Here is a 1805-nt window from a genome sequence, read left to right as displayed (position 1 = left end):
CCGCACGTCGGTCTCCACCCGCAGGTCGCCGCCGACCCGGGTACGCGAGGTGAGCGTCCCGGTGCCGGTCAGCACCCCGCCGGCCACCCGCCAGGTGCCGCTCTCGACCCGCCAGTCGCGCAGGTCGGACGTGGCGAAGCGGGCGTCGACGCGGCCCGTGGTGACCGGCGCCGGGCGGGCGCCGTCGGAGGGGCCGGCGCCGGCGTTCACCGTCGGCCAGCCGTCGATCCAGTCGAGCCGGTCCAGCAGCATCGGCCGCTCGTTGACGCCGAACGGCTCGTCCAGGTAGGGGTCGGCCCGGTCGATCGCGTGGTAGGCGATCCAGTCCTGCCCGGACAGGTCGGTGAGCACGGCGTTGTGGCCGGTGCCGATCCAGCGGTTGCCGTTCTGGGTCAGCACCGGGGTGCCGCCGGCGCGGGAGACGTCGAGGCGCTGGCCGTCGCGGTCGGTGAACGGGCCGCGCGGGTCACGGGACCGGCCGACCTGGACGGAGTAGCCGGTGGCCGGGCCGGCGCAGCAGTTGGCGGTGGAGGCGAACAGGTAGTACCAGCCGTCGCGGCGCAGCACGTAGGCGCCCTCGAACTTGTTGTCGATCGCGACCGGGGTCGAGGTGCCGACCGCGCGCAGACCGTCGGCGGAGAGCTCGGTGACCGAGATGCCGCCGTAGTAGCTGCCGTAGTAGAGCCAGGACCGGCCGTCGGCGCCGGTGAGCTGGCTCGGGTCGATGGTCCACAGGTAGCCGCCGCCCGCGCCGGGGCGGGGCGCGACCACCGGATCGTCGGCGAACGTCCACGGGCCGGCCGGGGTCGGCGCGGTGGCCACCCCGACCGCGGTGTCGAACGTGTCGGCGGAGACGGTGGTGTCGGTGACGGTCATGTACATGACCCACCGCCCGCCGAGCCGGCGGACGTCGGGCGCCCAGAACGCGGCGCCCGGCGCGGCGTACGCGGGCCGCTGGTCGGGGGCGAACGCGTCGCCCACGTAGCTCCAGTCGACCAGGTCGGCGGAGCGGGTGATCGGCACCCGGTGGGCCGTCCGCTCGCCCTCGCGCAGCGGGTCGGAGGTGCCGAAGGCGTACCAGAGCCCGTCGTCGCCGCGGACCACGACCGGGTCGGCGAAGGTGTCGGCGAACCCGGCGGAGACCGGGTTGCGGTAGCGGTCGGGCCCGGCGGCGGGTGCGGGTGACGCGCCGGCGAGCAGAAGGGTGAGGACGGCGGCGAGCACGCCGCCACGGCGGAGGTGTCCCATCAGGCCTGCCTTGGAGGTAGACGGAGGTCACTGCGGTGCACCCGTTTGTACAACGTTGGATACAACGATGTAAAGAACCGCCGCGCGGCACCTTCCGGTCCGGCCCGAACCGTGCCCGTGCCAGCATGGGCCGATGACCACCCGCGCCGACGGCCGAGCGCTGGCCGGACTCGCCGCCCTGCTCGCCGATCCCACCCGCGCCGAGTTCTGTCTCGCCCTGCTCGACGGGCGCGCCTGGACCGCCGGTGAGCTGGCCCGACGCGCCGGGGTGGCGGCCTCCACCGCCAGCGACCACCTCACCCGGCTGGTGCGCGGCGGCCTGCTGGCCGAGGAACGGCAGGGCAGGCACCGGTACGTCCGCCTGGCCGACCCGTCGGTCGCCCAGCTCGTCGAGGACCTGGCCGCGCGGACGCCCGCCCCGGCCACGTCGCCCCGCACGTTGCGCGCCGCGTCGGCCGGTGCCGCCCTGGCGTACGCCCGGACCTGTTACGACCACCTCGCCGGCCGGCTCGGCGTGCTGCTGCACGACGCGCTGCTCGCCCGCGGGGTGCTGGACC

Annotated in this window: 2 protein-coding genes; one reads left to right on the top strand and one right to left on the bottom strand. The window is 75.6% G+C overall.

Annotated features, from left to right (window positions below; genetic code table 11):
- A partial coding sequence (locus tag HUW36_RS32130) for a family 43 glycosylhydrolase (RefSeq protein ID WP_174531495.1) occupies positions 1 to 1248 on the bottom strand: 1248 nt, incomplete at its 3' end.
- A gap of 133 nt (positions 1249 to 1381) precedes the next feature.
- On the opposite strand from HUW36_RS32130, the gene HUW36_RS32125 reads away from it, so the two are divergent.
- A partial coding sequence (locus tag HUW36_RS32125) for an ArsR/SmtB family transcription factor (protein ID WP_174531494.1) occupies positions 1382 to 1805 on the top strand: 424 nt, incomplete at its 3' end.

Source organism: Micromonospora maritima (assembly GCF_902825405.1).
Classification (GTDB): domain Bacteria; phylum Actinomycetota; class Actinomycetes; order Mycobacteriales; family Micromonosporaceae; genus Micromonospora; species Micromonospora maritima.
The sequence above is the reverse complement of the archived record's forward strand: the minus strand, read 5'-3'. Positions and strand labels throughout refer to the sequence as shown.